Origin of the sequence: Silanimonas lenta DSM 16282 (assembly GCF_000429065.1) — a bacterium.
Lineage (GTDB): Bacteria > Pseudomonadota > Gammaproteobacteria > Xanthomonadales > Xanthomonadaceae > Silanimonas > Silanimonas lenta.
On sequence record NZ_KE386844.1, the window covers coordinates 52,330 to 71,581 of the forward strand.

The 19,252-nt window shown below is 73.0% G+C and carries 17 protein-coding genes and 1 tRNA gene; 8 read left to right on the top strand and 10 right to left on the bottom strand.

The genetic code is table 11. The features are described 5' to 3' along the window. The first annotated feature begins 15 nt into the window (after nt 1-15). On the top strand, nt 16-810 hold the full coding sequence (locus tag G408_RS13980) for a 2OG-Fe dioxygenase family protein (protein WP_051282824.1): 795 nt from the start codon (nt 16-18) through the stop codon (nt 808-810). A gap of 78 nt (nt 811-888) precedes the next feature. After that, entirely contained in the window at nt 889-1,218 is a 330-nt protein-coding gene (locus G408_RS0109005) for a hypothetical protein (RefSeq protein ID WP_028770818.1), read from the top strand. Nucleotides 1,219-1,234: 16 nt separating this feature from the next. Here the strand turns inward: G408_RS0109005 and G408_RS0109010 are convergent, their stop codons facing one another. The 5 genes from G408_RS0109010 to dtd form a co-directional block, all read right to left on the bottom strand. Next, nucleotides 1,235-2,272: a response regulator gene (locus G408_RS0109010; RefSeq protein ID WP_245584297.1), complete on the bottom strand. Its 1,038-nt coding sequence runs from the start codon at nt 2,270-2,272 to the stop codon at nt 1,235-1,237. After that, nucleotides 2,269-5,550, bottom strand: a complete 3,282-nt coding sequence (locus G408_RS0109015) for an MHYT domain-containing protein (RefSeq protein WP_028770820.1) — start codon at nt 5,548-5,550, stop codon at nt 2,269-2,271. Before G408_RS0109015 ends, G408_RS0109010 begins: the two co-directional genes overlap by 4 nt. 143 nt (nt 5,551-5,693) lie before the next feature. Then, nucleotides 5,694-5,769, bottom strand: a tRNA-Ile gene (locus G408_RS0109020). Between the two features lie 9 nt (nt 5,770-5,778). Continuing rightward, the gene (gene rpoD / locus G408_RS0109025; protein ID WP_028770821.1) at nt 5,779-7,626 is read right to left on the bottom strand and encodes an RNA polymerase sigma factor RpoD; all 1,848 of its coding nucleotides are present in this window, start codon (nt 7,624-7,626) and stop codon (nt 5,779-5,781) included. A 94-nt stretch (nt 7,627-7,720) separates the two neighbouring features. Further along, the gene (dtd, locus tag G408_RS0109030) at nt 7,721-8,158 is read right to left on the bottom strand and encodes a D-aminoacyl-tRNA deacylase (RefSeq protein ID WP_028770822.1); all 438 of its coding nucleotides are present in this window, start codon (nt 8,156-8,158) and stop codon (nt 7,721-7,723) included. A gap of 61 nt (nt 8,159-8,219) precedes the next feature. On the opposite strand from dtd, the gene G408_RS0109035 reads away from it, so the two are divergent. The 3 genes from G408_RS0109035 to G408_RS13985 are packed head-to-tail and all read left to right on the top strand — an operon-like array spanning nt 8,220 to nt 11,217. After that, nucleotides 8,220-9,110, top strand: a complete 891-nt coding sequence (locus G408_RS0109035) for a lysophospholipid acyltransferase family protein (protein ID WP_028770823.1) — start codon at nt 8,220-8,222, stop codon at nt 9,108-9,110. Between the two features lie 6 nt (nt 9,111-9,116). After that, complete coding sequence (locus G408_RS0109040) at nt 9,117-9,659, top strand: PH domain-containing protein (protein ID WP_028770824.1); 543 nt, start codon at nt 9,117-9,119, stop codon at nt 9,657-9,659. Further along, nucleotides 9,643-11,217, top strand: coding sequence for a PH domain-containing protein (locus G408_RS13985; RefSeq protein ID WP_037412890.1), 1,575 nt, complete (start codon nt 9,643-9,645; stop codon nt 11,215-11,217). The genes G408_RS0109040 and G408_RS13985 overlap by 17 nt, the downstream gene beginning before the upstream one ends. On the opposite strand, the gene G408_RS0109050 is transcribed toward G408_RS13985, so the two are convergent. The 4 genes from G408_RS0109050 to G408_RS13990 all read right to left on the bottom strand — a co-directional run bounded on the left by G408_RS0109050 (nt 11,192) and on the right by G408_RS13990 (nt 15,751). Next, nucleotides 11,192-12,664: a TrkH family potassium uptake protein gene (locus G408_RS0109050; RefSeq protein ID WP_211226665.1), complete on the bottom strand. Its 1,473-nt coding sequence runs from the start codon at nt 12,662-12,664 to the stop codon at nt 11,192-11,194. The genes G408_RS13985 and G408_RS0109050 overlap by 26 nt on opposite strands. Continuing rightward, nucleotides 12,661-14,040: a Trk system potassium transporter TrkA gene (trkA, locus tag G408_RS0109055; RefSeq protein ID WP_028770826.1), complete on the bottom strand. Its 1,380-nt coding sequence runs from the start codon at nt 14,038-14,040 to the stop codon at nt 12,661-12,663. Before trkA ends, G408_RS0109050 begins: the two co-directional genes overlap by 4 nt. Before the next feature lie 31 nt (nt 14,041-14,071). Continuing rightward, entirely contained in the window at nt 14,072-15,157 is a 1,086-nt protein-coding gene (locus tag G408_RS0109060) for a glycosyltransferase (protein ID WP_211226666.1), read from the bottom strand. Between the two features lie 150 nt (nt 15,158-15,307). Then, complete coding sequence (locus tag G408_RS13990) at nt 15,308-15,751, bottom strand: PepSY domain-containing protein (protein ID WP_051282825.1); 444 nt, start codon at nt 15,749-15,751, stop codon at nt 15,308-15,310. A gap of 112 nt (nt 15,752-15,863) precedes the next feature. Between G408_RS13990 and G408_RS0109070 the strand changes: the two genes are divergently transcribed. Genes G408_RS0109070 through G408_RS13995 form a run of 3 tightly spaced genes read left to right on the top strand, consistent with a single transcriptional unit; the run spans nt 15,864 to nt 18,162 of the window. Then, the gene (locus tag G408_RS0109070; protein WP_028770828.1) at nt 15,864-16,166 is read left to right on the top strand and encodes a PepSY domain-containing protein; all 303 of its coding nucleotides are present in this window, start codon (nt 15,864-15,866) and stop codon (nt 16,164-16,166) included. Next, entirely contained in the window at nt 16,166-16,828 is a 663-nt protein-coding gene (locus G408_RS0109075; protein ID WP_028770829.1) for a response regulator transcription factor, read from the top strand. Before G408_RS0109070 ends, G408_RS0109075 begins: the two co-directional genes overlap by 1 nt. After that, nucleotides 16,825-18,162 (top strand): sensor histidine kinase, encoded by a 1,338-nt coding sequence (locus G408_RS13995; RefSeq protein ID WP_051282826.1) that lies wholly within the window; start codon nt 16,825-16,827, stop codon nt 18,160-18,162. Before G408_RS0109075 ends, G408_RS13995 begins: the two co-directional genes overlap by 4 nt. 19 nt (nt 18,163-18,181) lie before the next feature. Here the strand turns inward: G408_RS13995 and G408_RS0109085 are convergent, their stop codons facing one another. Beyond that, nucleotides 18,182-19,237, bottom strand: a complete 1,056-nt coding sequence (locus G408_RS0109085) for a glycosyltransferase family 2 protein (protein WP_051282827.1) — start codon at nt 19,235-19,237, stop codon at nt 18,182-18,184. Between the last annotated feature and the right edge of the window lie 15 nt (nt 19,238-19,252).

Here is a 19,252-nt window from a genome sequence, read left to right on the forward strand (position 1 = left end):
CCGCAGAATGCCGGGATGTCCACGCCCTTCCCGTGCTGGCGCCTCGACGATGCGGCGCCCCTCGAGACCCTGGCCGCCCAGGGCTTCGTGAAACTCTCGCCGGCCCGCCTCGCGGCGGCCACCGGGGTCGATGCCGCGGCCCTCGCCGCCCTGGCCCGCCACTGGGAGGGGCTGCCGCCCGATCCCCATCTGCGCGACGGTGGCCGCTACCGCCGCCGCCGCCATGCCTCGCTGCTGATGGACGAGACGGGCCAGCGCATCCTCCGCCGTGTCGAGCGCCCGCACTGGCAGCCCACCGACTACAACGCCCTGCACGGCGGTTTCGAGCGCTGGTTCGCCCCCTTCACCGAGGCCCTGCTGGCCGAACCGGCCCTGCCCGCCCTGCTGGCCGGGCTCGGGCGGCTCTGCGCCGGCATGGCCGGGCGCGCGCCCCGCTTCGTCGAGGCGCATGCCTTCCGCATCGACACCACCGATGGCATCGGCCGCCCCACTCCCGAGGGCGCGCACCGCGACGGCGTCGATTTCGTGGCGGTGCTGTTGCTGGCCCGGCACGGCGTGCGCGGCGGCGAGACCCGGGTGTTCGAGGCCGAGGGCCCGGCCGGCCTGCGCTTCACCATGGCCGAGCCCGGCACCACCCTGCTGCTGGACGATGCCCGGGTGGTGCACGAGACCACCCCGCTGCAGCCGGAGGCCGGCCACGGGCACCGCGACACCCTGGTCATCACCTGGCGCTTCGAGGGCTTCCTCGACCCGCCGGACGGTCCCCGCCCCGGCCAGGGCGCGGCGTCAGACATCCTGCACGAGAGGTGACGGAAACCAGACGATAAAAGCGTCAGCAGGCTGGCACGAAACTTGCTGGATTCCCGGCATCCCCGACCGGAGCCGGCCATGCACGACGCCCCCGCCACCCTCGAGCGCCCCGCCGCCCATGACGCCATGCGCGAGCCCGGCATCTTCAAGGGCTGCTCGGAACCCCAGGGCCCGCTCACCGCGGCCACCAAGGACGCCATCCTCGCCTACCTCGGCAAGCCGAATGCCCCGGCCTGGGAGCGCCTGCGCCACCGCGCCATCGCCGGCCACACCACGCTCGCCGAGGCCTGGGCCTTCTCGGGCGGCTCGGCCTCCGGCCGCCGCTACCCCAGCGCCGCCGAGCTGATCCGGGCGATGCGCCTCGCCGCCGCGCGCCGGCTCCCCGCGCCCAGCCCACGCCCGCACTGAGCCGCCGCGGCGCGGCTCAGACCCCGGGCTCGTCGGCGAAGCGGGCCTGCACCGCCCGCACCTCGTCGAGGCGGCGGCACAGGCCTTCCACGGCCTCGGGCCAGAAATGCCGGCCCTGCTGCTCGCGCAGCCAGGCCACCGCCTCCTCGTTGCTCCAGGCCTGCTTGTAGGGCCGCACGCTGGTGAGGGCGTCGAACACGTCGGCCACCGCCACCAGCCGGGCCTCGAGGCTGATCGCCTCGCCCGCCAGGGCATTGGGGTAGCCGCTGCCGTCCCATTTCTCGTGGTGCTCGAGCGCGATGCGCCGCGCCATACGGATCAGCGGGCTTGGATCCTCGCCGAGGATCTCGGCCCCGATCTGCGGGTGGGTGCGCATCACCGCCCACTCGCGCTCGTCGAGCTTGCCAGGCTTGAGCAGGATGCCGTCGGGGATGCCGATCTTGCCGATGTCATGCATCGGCGCTGCGGCCTGCAACAACTCGCACCAGGAGGCCGGGGCGCCCAGGGTCTCGGCGGCGAGCCGGCTGAAGTGGCTCATGCGGATCACGTGCATGCCGGTCTCGTTGTCCTTGAACTCGGCGGCCCGGCCAAGGCGGTGGATCACCTCGAGGCGGGTGCGCTCGATCTCGCCGCGCTGCACCAGCTGCAGGTGGGTGCGCACCCGGGCCTTCAGCACCGCCGGCGAGACCGGCTTGGTGACGTAGTCCACGGCCCCGAGGCCGAGGCCCAGGGCCTCGTCCTCGTCCTGGTCGAGGGCGGTGCAGAACAGCACCGGGATGCCCGCGGTGGCTGGATCGGCCTTCAGCGCGCGGATCACCTCATGGCCGCTCATGCCCGGCATCATCACGTCGAGCAGGATCAGGTCCGGCGCGCCCGCCCGCACCCGCGCCAGGGCCTCCTCGCCGCTGCGCGCGAACACCAGCCGGTAGTCGGCCTCGAGCACGCGCTTGAGGAGCTGCAGGTTGGCCGGCTCGTCGTCCACCAGCAGCAGGCGCGGCCGCGCCTGCGCCTCCACCCAGGCGCCCCAGTCGAGGCCGCCTTCGCCCATGCTCATCGCGTCATCTCCTCATCGGCCCGGCAGGCCGCCTGCCAAGCCTCGAGACCTTCGCGGGCGGCATCGAAATCGAAGGCATCGAAGGCGGCACGCAGCGCGGCGGCGCGCGGCGCATCGGCGCGCGCCAGGACGGCCAGGGCCGCCTCGTCGATCTCGCCCTCCTCGCAGGCGCGCCGGCAGCGCGCGAGCGCGGCATCGACCGCCGCGGCGTCCGGCACCCCGGCCGTCGGCCCGGACGCGACGCCGTCTGGCGCGGGGGCGGCAGCCCCGCCCTGGGTGGACAGCCACTGCCGCAGCTCAGCCCAACAGGCCAGGGCCTCGGCCACCGGCGGCGAGTCGCCGAGCTTCAGGGCCGCCTCCCCGCGGCGCAGCACCGCCGCCAGCGCGGGCAGGGCGAAATTCGCCGCCACCCCGGCCATCCGGTGCCAGTCGGCCAGGGCCCAGCCATCGATGGCACTCCACTCGCCGGCGCTGCAGGCCACCCAGTCGCGCAACCGGGGCAGCCAGTCCGCCCCCCACAGGGCTTCGCCGCGGGCGGCATCGGCCACTCCGCCCGCCGGCGAGGCCGGCGGCTCGGGCGCGCCGGCGAGCTGGCCCAACGCCCGGTGCAGGGCCTCGAGCTGGATCGGTTTCTCGAGGAAACCGTCCATGCCGGCGGCTTCGGCGGCGCGGCGGTCTTCCTCGTGCACGCTGGCGCTGAGGGCGAACACGGTCACCGGCGGCAGGCCATGCGCGGCCTCGAAGGCGCGCAGGCGGCGGCAGGCGCTGAACCCGTCCACCCCGGGCATGTGCAGGTCGAGCAGCACGCCGTCCCAGCCCTGCGGCTCGGCCTCGTAACGGGCCAGCAGGGCCTCGGCGGCATCGTAGACCTCCACGGCATGGCCGGCCCGGCGCAGCAGGGCCTGCAGCAGCTCGCGGTTCTGCGCCACGTCGTCCACCGCCAGCAGGCGCAGCGGCCGCGTCGTGGTGGCGGCAGGGCCAGTGGTGGCCGCCGCCTCGGCGCAGGCGCCGTCGGGCAGCACCGGCAGGGGCAGGCGCACCCGCACCGTGGTGCCGAGGCCGGGTTCGCTCTCCAAGGCCACGCCGCCGCCCATGCGCTCGGCCAGCTGGCGCACGATGCCCATGCCGAGCCCGGTGCCGCCGTAGCGCCGGGCGGTGCCGGCATCGGCCTGCACGAAGGGATCGAAGATGGCCTGCTGGCGGTCCTTCGGGATCCCGATGCCGCTGTCCTCCACCTCGAGCCACAGCCCCCCGTCCTCGCGCCGGGCACGCAGGGTGACGTGGCCGCGCTCGGTGAACTTGATGGCATTGCCGAGCAGGTTGGTGAGGATCTGCCGTACCCGGTCACCATCGCCCTGCCAGCAGCGCGGACAGTCCTCCGCAAGCTCCAGCCTCAGGTCGATGCCCTTGGCCGAGGCCAGGGCGCCGAACTGCGAGACGAGGCCGTTGAGCAGGCGGTCGAGGCGGAACGGCGCCTCGACCAGGCTGAACTCGCCGCGCTCCAGCTTGGCGGCATCGAGCAGGTCGTTGAGGATGCGCAGCAGGGCGCGCGCGGCCTCGAGGATGGACTGCGCCTGGGCCCGCTTGTGCGGGTCGTTGAGGTCGTCACGCAGCAGCTCGGCAAAGCCCACCACCGCGTTCATCGGCGTGCGGATCTCGTGGCTCACATTGGCGAAGAAGGCGCTGCGGCTGGCCAGCGCCGCGCGCAGCTCGGCCTGGGTCTTGAGCAGGTCCTCCACCATCCGCGCCCGCTCGGTGACATCCACCACCAGCTTCAGCACGGCATAGATCTGGCCCTCGGTGTTGCGCAGCGGCTGGTACCAGCCCTGCAGCACGCGCTGGCTGCCGTCCTTCGCCACCCGCAGGAACTCGCCATGCTGGGCCTCGCCGGCGCGCAGGCCGCTCCAGAAGCGCTCCACCTCGCCGGCGGCGGCCTCCGGCCAGACCAGGCGGTGCGGCAGGCCCGGCATTTCCTCCGGCGCATAGCCCAGGGTCTGCGCGAGGCGGGCATTGACCTCCTGGAACACCCCCTGCGGCGTGAGCACGGCACGGCCGATCACCTGGTCGATCGACCACAGGAGCTGGCGCTCGCGGGCGCGGATCTCGTACTCCTCGGTCACGTCGCTGAGGTAGAGGTCGACCAGCGGCTCCTCGCCCGGCTCCACCGTCACCGCCTGCACGCGGACGTTGACCCAGCGCTGGGCACCATCGCCGCGCAGCAGGCGCACCGTGGCCTGCTCGCGGTCGCCGTCGGCCAGCGCCAGCTCGATGGCCCGCTGCAGGGCCGGGCGGTCCGATTCCAGCACCCGCTCGCCGAGCCGGCACTCCTGCCCCGGGTCGCCGAGCGCCTCGTCGCAGCCCACGAGTTCGGCGAGGGTGGGCGAGGCCAGCACCCGGCGGCGCGTCTGCCCCACCCCGATGCGCACCACGGCGCCGGGCAGGTTGCTCAGGATGTCGCTCAGCAGGCGCTCGCGCTCGCGCAGGCGGTTCGCGGTGCTGCGGTAGGCGGTGAGGGCCACCGTACCCCAGGCCACGCCGAACACGACGCAGGTCACCACTGCCACGGCCAGCGCCAGCTCCACCTGCCGGCTCGACCAGGGCACGTAGTCGGCGGAGATCTGGCCGACGAACAGCGCGGCCTGCATCGCCGTGTAGTGCATGCCCGAGACCGCAAGGCCGAGGATGGCCCCGGAGACCAGCGAGACCTGCGCCGGCGCCAGGCCCCAGCGCTGGCGCAGCAGCTCGCGGGCGCCAAGACCGGCGATCGCCAGCGAGATCGCCACCACCAGCGAGGCGGCGAACCACAGCGGGTCGTAGCGGATCAGGCTCTCCAGCTGCATCGCCGCCATGCCGCTGTAATGCATCACCCCGATGCCGGCGCCGAGCCAGACGCCGGCATGCACCACCTGCAGGGCACTCGCCTGCGGGCGCAGGAACAGGCGCAGACCCACCGCCGAGGCGGCGAGGCTGGGCAGGATCGAGAGCGCGGTGATGGTGGGGTCGTAGGTCACCGGCTGGCAGAGATCCACCGCCAGCATGCCGATGAAATGCATGCTCCAGACGCTGGCCCCCATCGCCAGCACGGCCGCCAGGTAGGCGGCGGTGGCTAGGCCACGGCCGAAGCGCGGAGCGTGGCGGGCCACGGCGACGAGCTGCATGGCCGCCACCCCGCCGAACATGGCGATGGCCACCGAGAGCAGCACCAGCCAGCCGCTGTACTCCACCGGGGCCAGCGGCACCGCCTCGCTGCGCCAGGCGAAGACATCACTCCACTGCATCGGGGCCTCCCGCGAAGGGCTGGCACCAGCCTAGCCGCTCCCGCAGCGCCCCGCAGCGCCCGGGAAGCCGGGCTTCACCGGCTTTCACCGCCGTGAAGGCCGGGTCTGGGGTTCGCGTGGCCCGGGATGAAGGTGGCGTGGAGTGGTAGGCCCAGCAGGACTCGAACCTGCAACCAAGGGATTATGAGTCCCGTGCTCTGACCATTGAGCTATGGGCCCGCACCGGGCTTACTCGAGGTCGAGGAAGCTGCGCAGCTGCTCGCTGCGGGTGGGGTGGCGCAGCTTGCGCAGGGCCTTGGCCTCGATCTGGCGGATGCGCTCGCGGGTCACGTCGAACTGCTTGCCCACTTCCTCGAGGGTGTGGTCGGTGTTCATGTCGATGCCGAAGCGCATCCGCAGCACCTTCGCCTCGCGCGGGGTGAGCCCGGCCAGCACGTTGCGCACCGTCTCCTGCAGGCCGGTGGTGGTGGCGTTCTCCAGCGGCGATTCGGCGTTGGTGTCCTCGATGAAGTCGCCGAGGTGGGAGTCCTCGTCGTCGCCGATCGGCGTCTCCATCGAGATCGGTTCCTTGGCGATCTTCAGGACCTTGCGGATCTTGTCCTCCGGCATGTCCATCTCCTTCGCCAGTTCCTCCGGCGTCGGCTCGCGGCCGAACTGCTGCAGCATCTGCCGGCTGATGCGGTTCAGCTTGTTGATCGTCTCGATCATGTGCACCGGGATGCGGATGGTGCGGGCCTGGTCGGCGATCGAGCGGGTGATGGCCTGGCGGATCCACCAGGTGGCGTAGGTCGAGAACTTGTAGCCGCGGCGGTACTCGAACTTGTCCACCGCCTTCATCAGGCCGATGTTGCCTTCCTGGATGAGGTCGAGGAACTGCAGGCCGCGGTTGGTGTACTTCTTGGCGATGGAGATCACGAGGCGCAGGTTGGCCTCCACCATCTCGCGCTTGGCCTTGCGTGCCTTGGCCTCGCCATAGGCCATGGCGCGGGCGGTCTCCTTGATCTCCGGAAGCGGCAGGCACAGCGCCTTCTCGAGCGCGATCAGCGCCTGCTGCTGGGCGAGGATGGCCTCGCGGTGCTCGCGCATGCCGGAGGACCACTTCTGCTTGCGGCGGATGATCTCGTCCACCCACTCGAGGTTGGTCTCGTTGCCCGGCCAGGCCTTGATGAAGTCCTTGCGCGGCATCTTGGCGAGCCGGGTGGCGATGTCGAGCACCTTGCGCTCGTGCTCCTTGGTCTCGGCCACCACGTCGCGCACCTTGCGCACCAGGGCGTCGATCAGGGAGAGCGGCAGCTTGAGCTTCATGAACTCGCCGGCCATCTCCTCGCGGGCCTTGACCGTCTTCTTGTCGGTCGGGCCGTACTTGGCGTGGGTCTTCTCGAACTTGGCGTAATGGGCCTTGAGAAGCTCCATGCGCCGGGCCACTTCCACCGGATCGGGGCCGCTGCTCGCCTCGGCGTCCTCGCCGGCGCCCTCCACCTCGTCCTCGTCCTCGTCCACCTCGTCGGCCGCGGCCTCGATCGGCACGCCGCCGAACAGCTCCGGGGTCTCGAGGTCGGCGAAGCCGGTGACGATCTCGTTGAGGCGCTTCTTGCCCTCCTGGTGCTGGGCGTAGTCGTCGAGGATGAGCTGGATGGTCCAGGGGAAGGCGGCGAGCGAGCTCTGCACCTGGTGCAGGCCCTCCTCGATGCGCTTGGCGATCGCGATCTCGCCCTCGCGGGTGAGCAGTTCCACCGTGCCCATCTCGCGCATGTACATGCGCACCGGGTCGGTGGTGCGCCCGCCCTCGGCGTCCAGCGCCGAGAGCGCCGCGGCGGCTTCCTCGGCCGCGGTATCGTCGGCGTCGCGGGTGCTGGTGGCGTCGGTCAGCAGCAGGGTCTCGGCATCCGGCGCCACTTCGTGCACCTCGATGCCCATGCTGTTGATCATGCCGATGATGTCCTCGATCTGCTCCGGATCGACGACGTCGTCGGGGAGGTGGTCGTTGACTTCGGCGTAGGTCAGATAGCCCTGTTCCAGACCCTTGCTGATCAGCTTCTTGATTTCGGACTGCTGCTCCGGACGCGGAGTTGCCATGGAGGGGGTACCGAGGAGGAGAGAGCGGGAACCGCGTATTATACCCACGCCCCGGAATGGGCCGCCAAGTGATTGAAAGAAAACGGGTTTCCGTTCAGGTCTCGAGCCAGAAGGTGACCGGGCCGTCGTTGATGAGGGCCACCTGCATGTCGGCGCCGAAGCGACCCGTCTCGACCACCGGCAGCCGCGCCCGGCAGGCCGCCAGCAGGGCCTCGAAGCCGGCCCGGGCCTCGTCGGGCGGCGCGGCGCGGGAGAAGCTCGGGCGCAGCCCGGAGCGGGTATCGGCGCCGAGGGTGAACTGGCTAACCAGCAGCAGGCCGCCGCCGGCCTCGCGCAGGCCGAGGTTCATGCGCCCCGCGGCATCGGGGAACACCCGGTAGGCGGCGAGCCGCTCGGCCATGCGCTCGATGCGCGCCGGCGTATCGCCCGGCTGCACGCAGGCGAAGGCGAGCAGGCCAGGACCGATGGCACCGAGGACTTCCTGGCCGACCTCGACCGAGGCCGAGCGCACGCGCTGGATGAGGGCGATCATGGCGGCGATGCTCCGGGCCGGGCATACCGGCGTCAATGCGCGCATTCGCTAGACTGCCGGCATGTCGATGCCTTTCCCGGCCCCCCTGCTGCGCGGCCTCGCCTGGCTGCTCGGCCTGCCCGGCCGCGGCCTGCGGCGGCGCCTGGCGCGCCGTTTCGCCGCCCGCGAGCTGCGCCGGAACAGCAAGCGCGCGCGCATCGTCGCCACCAACCTGGCCCTGATCGGCGCCGACCCGGCGCTGCGCGCCGAGGTGCTGGAACACACCGCCCTCACCGTGCTGGAAAGCCTGCGGCTGTGGACGCGGCCGCCTGCACGCAACCTGCGCGAGGTGGTGGCCGTGGAGGGCGAGGCCGTGCTGCGCGAGGCCGAGGCCGCCGGCCGCGGCGTGCTGCTGGTGGCCCCGCACCATGGCAACTGGGAACTCCTGGTGCAGTGGATGGCCGCCCGCGGCCCCTTCTCGCTGCTCTACACCCGCGGCGCCTCGCCGGCCCTCGACGCCTTCCTGCGCCGCTCGCGCGAGCGCGGCGGCGTCACTGCGGTGGCCGCCGACGCCCATGGCATGAAGCCGCTGCTGCGCGCCCTGCAGCGCGGCGAGACGGTGGGCATCACGCCCGACCAGGTGCCGGAAGGCCCCGGAGCCCTGTGGTCCACCTTCTTCGGCCAGCCGGCGCTCACCATGACCCTGATCCACCGCCTGGCCGGGCACAGCGGCGCCCGGCTGGTGCTCGGCGCCGCCGAACGCCGCGCGGACGGCCGCTTCACCGTCCGCCTGCAGGCACTGCCGGAGGCGGTCACCGCGCCGCCCCTCGAGGCCGGGGTCGATGCCCTCAACCGCGCGGTGGAAGCCTTCGTGCGCCCGGCCCTGGCCCAGTACCAGTGGACCTACAAGCGCTTCATGGCACGCCGCCCCGGCGAGCCTGCCGTCAACCCTTACTGGCCGCACTGCTACTGAACCCGCATGAGCCCGGACACGCCCCCGCCCCTGCCCGATTTCGGCGCCGACTGGCCCGGCGGCCCGCCCTGGCGCCCCCTGCCCCCGGAGGCCCTGTCGAGCTTCCGCCTGGCCTCGCTGCTGGGCGCCGGGCTGCTCGGCCTCGCGGCAGGCACCGGCGCGGCCCTGCTCGCCGCCACCACGCTGTCCTGGGCCGCGGCGGCGATCGCCGGGCCCGGCACCCTGCTGCTGGCCCTGGGCCTCGGCTGGTGGCGGGCGGGCCTGGCCTGGCGCCATACCCGCTGGTGGCTGGACGGCGATGGCCTGCGGGTGCGCCGCGGCCGGTTCTGGCGCCGCGAAGTGCTGGTGCCGCGGGCGCGGGTGCAGCACCTCGACATCGAACGCGGCCCGATCGAGCGCCACCTCGGCCTCGCCACCCTGGTGGTGCACACCGCCGGCACCCGCCTGAACGCCCTGCGCCAGCCTGGGCTTGCCGAAGCCGATGCCGAGGCCCTGCGCGATGCCCTGGTGCCCGGCGAGCGCGAGCACGACGATGAGCCTGCCCGCTGAGCCGCCCTCGCGCGCCGCCCTGCAGGCCGCGGCCAGCCAGCGCCTGCATCCGCTGTCCTGGCTGTTCTTGCTGCTGGCGCAGCTGCGGGCCTTTGCCCTGCCGCTCCTGGTGCTGCTGTTCGGCGGCGGGCGGCGCGAGGACGGGATCGCCGATCTCATCGGCCTGCTGGCCGCCGGCCTGCTGGCCCTCACGGCGGTGTGGCGCTACTTCACCTACCACTACGGCTTCCTTGGCCAGGCCCTGGTGATCCGCAGCGGCCTTTTGCAGCGCAACCTGCGGCTCGTGCCCTTCGACCGGGTGCAGAACGTCACCGTGCACCAGAACCTGCTGCACCGCCTGTTCGGCGTGGCCTCGGTGCGGCTGGAATCGGCCGGCGGCCTCGGCCAGGCCGAGGCGCAGATGGACGTGCTCCGGCTCGATCAGGCCCGGGCCCTCGAGGCCCTGGTGCGGCAGGGCGCGCAGCGCGCGCGGGCTGCCGCCGCGGCCAGTGGCGAGGGGCCCGAGGCAGCCACGCCCGCCGAGCCCGCGCCCGTGCTCTGGCTGCACCTGCCCATGCGCGAGCTCGTGCGCCTCGGCCTGATCTCCAACCGCGGCATGCTGGTGGTGGCGGCCCTCTTCGCCGCGCTCTCGCAGGCCGGCGATGCGGTGATGAAGCCGCTCGGCAACCAGCTCTACGCCGGCCTCAAGGAAGGCGAGAGCTGGGCCGCCAGCCTGCACCTGGGGCCGCTGGCCTATGGCCTTGCCAGCCTGCTGTTGCTGCTCGGCCTGCTGGCCCTGGTGCGGGCGCTCTCGGTGGCGCTCGCCATCGTGCAGTTCCACGATTTCCGCCTGCTGGCCGGAGAACGCGAGCTGAGCGTGGAGCGCGGCCTGCTGAGCCGGGTGCGCGCCCACCTGCCGAAGCGCCGCGTCCAGGCCTACACCCTGCACGAGAGCCTGCTGCACCGCTGGTTCGGACGCCGCAGCCTGAGCGTGGACCGCGCCGCCCTGGAGACCGGCAACGAGGCCGCCGCCCTGCGCGAGCTGGTGCCGCTCGCCACGCCCGAGGCCATGGACGGCATGCTGCAACGGCTGCTGCCCGAGGGCAGCTGGCCGCCCCGGCACTGGCAGCCGCTGCATCCGCGGGCCTGGCGCCGGGTGGCCTTTCCCGGGCTGCTGGCCACGCTCGCCGCCAGCGGGCTGCTGGTGGCCTGGAAGGGCCTTCCCGGACTCTGGCTGCTGCTGCTCCTGCCGCTCGTGGTGCTGCGGGCCCGGATCTGGGCCCGCTACTCGGCCTGGTCGCTCGAGGGCGGCGTCATCAGCGTCCGCCAGGGCTGGCTCGACCGCCACTGGCGCTTCGCCGAGGTGCGCAAGCTGCATGCCCTGGAGCTGCGGCAGTCACCCTTCGACCGCCGCCACGGCATGGCCAGCCTGCACCTGGACAGCCTGGGGGCGCACCCGATGGCCCCGCCGCTGCGCATTCCCTACCTGCCGGTGGCAGAGGCGGTGCGCCTCGCCGCCGCCCTGCGCGCCGGCATGCCGCGCGATGCCGGCGTCAGTCGCGCCAGAACTGCGGCGTGAGCAGCACCAGCAGGGTGAAGACCTCGAGGCGGCCCGCCACCATGGCGAAGCTGGCCAGCCAGAGCTGCAGCCCATCGAAGGCCTGGAAGGTGGTCGCCACCTCGCCGAGGCCGGGGCCGAGGTTGTTGAGGGTGGCAGTGGTGGCGCCGAAGGCGGTGAGGATGTCCACGCCGGTGGCGGTGAGCGCCAGCATGATGGCCACGAAGACCAGCACGTAGAGCGTGCAGAAGCCCGCCACGGTGATCACCACGCTCTCCGAGACCCGCTTGCCGCCCACCTTCACCAGGAACTGGCCCTTGGGGTGCACCAGCTGCTTTAGCTCGCGCAGGCCCTGGCGGACGATCATCTGTACCCGCGCCAGCTTCATGCCGCCGGTGGTGGAGCCAGCGCAGCCGCCGATGAAGGACAGCACCATGAGCCCCAGCGGCGCCAGGCCCGGCCAGTCGGCGAAACCGGTGGTGCCAAAGCCGGTGGTGGTGAGGTTCGAGACCACGTGGAAGGCGGAATGCCGCAGCGCCTCGCCGCCATGCTCGAAGCGCCCGCCCCACCAGGCGGAGAGCGCCACCACCAGGCTGGCCGCCACCACGATGCGCAGGAACTGCCGCACCTCGGAATCGGCGAGGTAGTGCCCGAGGGTGGCGCGGCGCCAGGCGTACCAGTGCAGGCCGAAGTTGAGGCCGCCCAGGATCATGAAGACGATGGCGATGGCCTCGAGCAGGGCGCTGTCGAAATGGCCGAAGCTGGCGTCGTAGTTGGAAAAGCCGCCGGTGGCCACGGTGGCCATGGCATGGCAGGCGGCATCGAAGAAATCCATGCCGCCCACCCAGTAGGCAAGGGCACAGAGCACCACGAGGCCGGTGTAGACCAGCCACAGGGCCTTGGCGGTATCGGCGATGCGCGGGGTGAGCTTGCTGTCCTTCTGCGGGCCGGTGGCCTCGGCGCGGAACAGCTGCATGCCGCCGATGCGCAGCATCGGCAGGATGGCCACGGCGAGGATCACGATGCCCATGCCGCCGAAGTAGTGCAGCACCATGCGGTAGAGCTGCACGCTGCGCGGCAGCTGCTCGATGCCGGTGATCACCGTGGCCCCGGTGGTGGTGAGCCCGGAGGCCGATTCGAACACCGCGTCGGCGAGGCCGAGCCGCGGCTCGGCGAGCATGAAGGGCAGGGCCGCCACCAGCACCGCGATCACCCAGACGCCGGAGACGATCAGGAAGCCGTCGCGCAGGCGCAGCTCGTAGCGGGCATGGCGCACCGGGTACCAGAGCACGAAACCCACCGCGCCGGAGAGCAGCATGGCCTCGAGGAAGGCCACCGCCGTGGCCTCGCCATTGGCGAGAGCGTAGAGCAGGGAGGGCAGCGACATCAGGGCCGAGAGCCCGACGATGGCGCCGAAGATCCGCAGCAGGGTGCGGCCACGCTCGCCGAGCAGCACGCCCTCGCTCACAGCCAGGTGGCTCCGGCCTGGAACAGCGCCGTCACCTGCGGCATCTCGCGCTTGTCCATCACGAAGACGATCAGGTGGTCCTCGGGCTCGACCACCACGTCGTGGTGGGCGATCAGGAGCTTGTCGCCGCGCACGATGCCGCCGATGGTGGCCGAGGGCGGCAGCTCCAGTTCCTCCAGCCCGCGGCCGATCACCTGCGAGCTGCGGCGGTCGCCGCGCGCCACCACCTCCACCGCCTCGGCCACGCCGCGGCGCAGGGAATAGACCTTGGCCGGCGCGCCTTCGCGGATGTGCGCCAGGAGGGCGCCAAGGGTGATCTGCTGCGGACTGACCGCGATGTCGATGCTGCCGCCCTCCACCAGCTCGGCATAGGAGGGGCGGTTGATCAGGGCCAGTACCCGCGGGCAGCCGAGGCGCTTGGCCAGCATGGCCGAGAGGATGTTGGCCTCGTCGTCGTTGGTGAGCGCGCAGTAGATGTCGGTCTGGTCGATGTTCTCCTCGCGCAGCAGCTCCTCGTCGGCGCAGTCGCCCACCAGCACGATGGAGTTCAGCAGATCCTCGGCGATGCGCCGGGCGCGCTCGCGCGAGCGTTCCATCACCTTCACCGAGTAGCGGTTCTCGAGGCTGCGGGCGAGCGTGCGGCCGATGTTGCCGCCGCCGGCGATCAGCACCCGGCGCGTCGGCTTCTTCTCCACCCGCCGCAGCTCGGCCATCACCACCGGGATGTGCCGGCGCTCGGCGAGGAAGAACACCTCGTCGTCGATCTCGATCACCGTGCCGGCCTCCGGCTTCACCGGCCGGCCGCGGCGGAAGATCGCCGCCACCCGCGCATCCACCCCCGGCGGCAGATGGCCGCGCAGCTCGCGGATCTGGTGTCCCACCAGGGCGCCGCCCTCGACGGCGCGCACCGCCACCAGCTGGGCATGGCCCTCGGCGAAGTCCAGCACCTGCAGGGCGCCGGGATAGGCGATCAGCCGCTCGACGTGCTGCACGACGAGGTGTTCGGGGCTGATGGCGGTGGTGACCGGCGAGCTGCGGGCGTCCTTCAGCACCGCAAGATCGAGGTATTCCGATTCGCGCAGGCGCGCCACCCGGGTCGGGGTGCGGAAACGGTGCTGGGCGATCTGGCAGGCCAGCAGGTTCACCTCGTCGCTCGAGGTCACCGCCACCAGCAGCTCGGCGTCCTCGGCGCCGGCCTGGGCCAGCACCGAGGGCAGCGAGGCATGCCCCACCACGGTGCGGATGTCGAGGCGCTCGGCCAGATCGCGCAGGCGCTGGTGGTCGGTATCGACGACGGTGATGTCGTTGTTCTCGGAGGCCAGCGCCGCCGCCACCGAGGACCCCACTTGGCCCGCACCGAGGATCAGGATGTTCACGCGCACTCCGCTGCCCGACGACGCGGGCGGATCATACGCCGGCCAGGGCCCGGCAGAGTGCGGCGTAGTCGCGGCACATGCGCTCGCGGCTGAACTCGGCCAGCGCCCGGGCGCGGCCGGCGGCGGCCAGCCGGGCGGCCGCGGCCGGCTCGCGCAGCAGGGTTTCCAGCACTCCGGCCAGGGCCTCGGGGTCGCCGGGCGGCACCAGGCGGCCATCGATGCCGTCCTGCAGCACCTCCCGCACCCCGGGCACGGCGCTGGCCACGGCCGCGCAGCCCGCCGCCATGCCCTCGATCAGGGCCAGCGGCATGCCCTCGTAATGGGTGGACAGGCAGGCGATGCGGTGGCCCATCAGCAGCTCGGGCACATTGCGCACCACCCCGAGGAAACGTACCTGCGACGCGATGCCGAGCGCCTGCGCCAGCCGCTCCAGGCGCGCCCGGTAACGGGCCTTGCCGCCGCCGGCGAACAGCACCGGCGGATGCAGGCCGCGCGCCGCCAGCCGGGCCACGGCGTGCAGCAGGGTGGCATGGTCTTTCTGCGCCGAAAACCGCGCCACCATCACGATGCCGGGCACGCGGGCGGCGAAGTCGCGGGTATCGGCAGCGGCAAAGGGCGCGAGGCGGATGCCGTTGGGAATGGCCAGGGTGCGCTCGGGCGGCATGCCCTGCGCCAGCAGCACCTGCCGCACCCCTTCCGAGCAGCCGACGATGCGCGCGGTGCGCCGGGCCAGCCAGCGCGACTGCGCCAGCCGCCAGCGGGTGTAGCGCTCTTTCGTGTTGTGCTCCACGTGCACGAGGTGCGGCACCCCGGCCAGCAGTCCGGCATAGCGGCCCCAGAGGTGCTCGCTGAAGCCGTGGGCGATCAGCACGTCGGGCCGGAATTCGCGGCACAGCCGCACCAGGGCCCAGATGGTGGCGGCATGCGACCAGCCCGGCACCACCCGCAGCGGCAGGCCGGCAGCCTCGAGCTCGCGCAGGCGCTGCGCCGGCGTGCGGCGCTTGCGCCGCAGCACCAGCAGGGGCTCGAGGTCGGGCTCGGCGCGCATCGCCTCGGTGAGGGCGATGGCCACCTGGGTGGCCCCGCCGGAAAAGCCGCCGGTGACGAAATGCAGCACCCGCAGACGCCGTCCGCCCGCCGCGGCCGGGCCCGGGGGGATGGGAAGCGGAGCGGCGGACGGCGGTTCGGCGGGCATCGGGCACCTGCGGCGAAATCAAGGGCGTCCGACGATGATCGCCGGACGCCGCCCGCTCCGGCCAGCAGCCCCTCAGTCGTCCCAGCGCTCGGCCTGGATCTCGCCGCTCAGCGGGTGGATGCGCAGATCGCGCTCGAAACCGCCGGCTACCCGCACCTCGGCCTTCCAGAAGCCGTCGTCGCGCTCCAGCTCTCGCACGTCGGTGTAGCCGGCCTCGGCCAGCTTCGCCATCACCTCGGCGGCCTCGAGCTGGCGCTGGCCGGGCTGGGCGGGCCAGAGGATCTCGCCGCTGCGGGCATCGACGTAGACCGTGAGCGGCCGGCCGTCGGCACGGCTCGCGGCCACCTCCCAGGCGCCGTCGTCACGCTCGGCACCGCGCACCGGGCCGTAGCCGGCCTGCTCGACGATGCGCGTGGCCTCGCGCAGATCGATGCCGGAACCGGCGACAGGCGTGGCGAGGGCCGCGCCTGCGACGGCCAGGGCGGCAAACAGGGCAGTGGCATTCAGGGTTCGCATGGCAATCCTCCTCGTTGCTTGGGGTGGGCACAGTCTTCCTCCCCCGTCTTCAACCGGGCTTGAGACCGCTTTTCACGAACGGTTTAAAGCCGGGCGCGGCACCATCCCGCCCATGCTTCCGCGCCCTGCCCTCGCCCTGCCGCTGCTCGCCCTGGCCCTGCTTGCCACCCCGCCCGCCGGGGCTCGCCAGGACGACCATGAGCGCGCCCGCGCCGCCGTGGCCCGTGGCGAGGCCCTGCCGCTCGAGCAGATCCTGCGCGGCCTGCCGCTGCGCCCGGGCGAGCGCCTGCTGGAAGTGGAGTTCGAGCGCGAGGACGGCCGCTGGGTGTACGAGATCGAGCTGATCGGCCCGGACGGACGGGTGCGCGAACTGGAGGTGGACGCGCTCACCGGCGAAGTGCTGGAGGAAGACTGATGCGCCTGCTGCTGGTGGAGGACGACGCGCCCCTGCGCGACAGTCTGGCCGGGGCCCTGCGCGCCGAGGGCTGGGTGGTGGACCCCTGCGGGGACGGCGAGGAGGCGCTCTGGCTCGGCACCGAGGAACCCTACGATGCTGCCGTGCTCGATCTCGGACTGCCGCGGCGCGATGGCATCTCGGTACTGCAGGGCTGGCGTGAGGCCGGCCGGCGCTTCCCGGTGCTGCTGCTCACCGCCCGCCAGCGCTGGAACGACAAGCTGGCCGGCTTCGGCGCCGGTGCCGACGACTACCTCACCAAACCCTTCGACACCGACGAACTGGTGCTGCGGCTGAAGGCCCTGATCCGCCGTGCCAGCGGCCATGCCACGCCGGTGATCGGCATCGGCCCGCTGGAACTCGACACCCTCGCCTGCCGCTTCCGCCTCGACGGCCGGCCGCTCGCGCTCACCGCCGGCGAATACCGCCTGCTCGCCTACCTCGCCCACCATGCCGGCCGCACCGTGCCCCGCGCCGAACTGGCCGAGCATCTCTACGAACGCGATTTCGACCTCGATTCCAACGTGATCGACGTACAGATCGGCCGCATCCGCCGCAAGCTCGCCCCCCACCGCCTGCTGCACACCGAACGCGGCCTCGGCTTCCGGCTGGGGCTGGAATGAGTGCCAGCCTGCAGGGACGCCTCTGGCGCGCCGCGGCATTGCCTACCCTGGCGCTGGCGGCCTGCGGCCTGCTGCTGCTGCAGCTCGCCTTCGCCCATGCGGTGGAGCGTGCCTTCGACGCCCGGCTCTCGCGCAGCCTCGATGCCGCGGTGGCCGGCCTGCGTGCCGACGCCGATGGCCGCCTCGTGCTGCGCCGCCGCCCGGCCGCCACGGAGTTCGAGCGCGTGCACTCGGGCTGGTACTGGCAGGTACGGGATGGCGAGGGCCGCATGCTGCGCTCGCGCTCGCTCTGGGATCTCGAACTGCCGCCCCTCGAGGGGCCGCCCGACGGCACGGTGCAGCACCGCGACCTCGAAGGCCTGCCCCCGGGACCGCTGCGCGTGGCCGTGCGCACGGTGGTGATGACCGGCGGCATCGCCCAGGCCACCGTGATCGTCGCCGGCCCACGGGCCGAGATCGACGAGGAGGTGGAGGCCTTCGCCCAGCTGCTGTGGCTGGGCGGGGCCGGCTTCGTCGGCCTTGCCCTGCTCGCCATCGGCGTGCAGCTGCGGCTCGGCCTGGCGCCGCTGCGCGCCTTCGGCCGCCAGCTGGTCGAGCTGGCCGCCGGCCAGCGCGAGCTGCCCGGACCGGTGGGGGTGCGCGAACTCGACGAGGTGGCGGGCGAGCTGCGCGAGGTGCTGGAGCAGAACCACCGGCTGGCCGAGGCTGGGCGCAAGCTGGCCGGCGATCTTGCACACGCCATCAAGACCCCGCTGGCCCTGCTGCGCAGCCGCATCCCCCGCGATGCCGGCGCGGAACGGGCGGCCCTCGACCGCATCGACGAGGTGGTCGACCGCCATCTCGCCCGCGCCTCGGCCGAGGCGCGACGCCGGCGCTCGCGCTGCGCCCCGCGCGCCGAGGCCGTGCAGCTGGCGGCCCTCCTGGGCCAGCTGCACCCGGGAAAGCAGCTGCGACTCGCACCCGGCGGCGGCGGGCTGGAGGCCGCCTGCGAGGCCAGCGATCTTCAGGAGATGCTCGGCAATCTGCTCGACAACGCCCTGCGCGCCGCCCGCGGCGAAGTCCATCTGGCCGTCGAGAGCGAGGACGGCGGGGTGCGGCTACGGATCGACGACGACGGCCCGGGCCTCGACGGGGAGGCCCTGCAGCGCCTGGGCGAACGCGGCCTGCGCTTCGACCAGCAGCAGCCCGGCACCGGCCTCGGGGTATCGATCAGCCGCGACATCGCCGAAAGCTATGGCGGCCGGCTCGAGTTCGGCCGCAGCCCGCTGGGCGGGCTGCAGGCGCGGCTGTGGCTGCCGGCACCGCCACTGCTGCCGGGCCGCAGGCCGGGCTGAAGTCCTCCGCCGGCGCCCCTCAGCGCCCCTTCGCGGGCTGGCCTTGGGCAAGTGACCCGAGTCGCTGCCCGATGCGCCAGGCCCGGAGCCAGGCGCCCTGGCGCCGCCAAGCCCGCAGCACCGCCGCCCCGCCGTCGGGGAAGCAGGCGGCCAGCACCTCGGCATGCAGGCGCTGCACCGGCGCCAGCGCCTCGGGCTCGGCCCGCCCGGAGAGCCGGCGCAGGCGCCGTGCCGCCGAGGCCAGGGTGCGCAGCACATAGGCATCGAGCGCGCCCCGGGCCGATGCCATCGCCGGCGTTGCCAGCCCGGCGTGCAGCTCGCGCAGGCCCAGCAGCAGGTCGCGCACCTTGGCCGGCGAGTCGCTGGCGAGGATGCTGCCGGCACGCTGCCGGTAGCCCACCCAGGGGCTGGCCACGTGGTGCCAGCGCCGCACCGCCCGCACCAGGGCCGGGATGGTGGGAATGTCCTCGAAATAGCGGCCTTCCGGGAACGGGGCCTGCTGCCAGACCGAGCGCCTGGCGATCTTCGACCAGGCATGCAGCTGGCCGCCGCCCAGCAGGCCGAAGGCGAGGCGCTCCGGGGCCGCCTCGCCGTCCACCGGGCCGCGGAAGGACGGAGTGTGGCGCTCGCGGCGGCGCAGCCGGTGGTGCAGGCGCGGGCGCTCGCGCAGCAGGGCGAAATCGCACATCACGAGGTCCGGGGCGGAATGCCGGACCACCGCCGCCAGCCCGGCGATGGCGCCGGGCAGCAGCACGTCGTCGGAATCGAGGAACCACACATAGTCGCCCCGGGCCGCCGCCAGCAGGGTGTTGCGCGCGGCGGCAAGGCCGCGGTTCTGCCCGTGGGCCAGCACCCGCAGCCCCCCGGGGTGGCGCGCCGCGTACTCCCGGGCGATGGCGCCACTGGCATCGGGCGAGGCATCGTCCAGCACCAGCACCTCGATCCCGGGCTGGTACTGCGAGAGCACCGAGTCGAGGCAGGCGGGCAGCCAGGCCTCGACCCGGTAGGCCGGCACGAGCACGCTGAGCCAGGGCGAAGCGGGCGCCTGGGCGGGCGATTCGGGGCTCGGGAGCATCTCGGATGAGGATCG